We start from the raw sequence: 281 nt of genomic DNA, 5'->3' as shown, positions 1-281 counted from the left end.
CGGCTGGACGAACTAGCCCCGTTTGAAATAGCCAAGCTCGAATACCTGTATTCCCAGGTGGAGCGTGTTGCATGGCGTATAGCTGGTCATTTTAAAAAGCTATACAAATACCACGAAGGCATGGCGGAAATTGCGCAGGGGCAGGCATACAAGAGCGAAAGAAGCGACGGGAAAAAGAACAGCACAGACGGGCAATACCTGTCGCGGATTGCAAAGGGTGAGCAGCTAACGCAAGCCGCCGAGTATGAGGGAGAATTTCTCACTTGGCGCGGTGTGGCTGG

1 pseudogene is annotated in these 281 nt (G+C 53.0%); it reads left to right on the top strand.

The features are described 5' to 3' along the window. Positions 1-281: pseudogene (locus CHH91_RS18430) on the top strand (hypothetical protein); the annotation flags it as partial.

This window comes from Virgibacillus sp. 7505, assembly GCF_002272135.1.
Lineage (GTDB): Bacteria > Bacillota > Bacilli > Bacillales > Amphibacillaceae > Terribacillus.
Note: the sequence above shows the minus strand (reverse complement) of the source record. Positions and strands in the feature narration are given on the sequence as shown.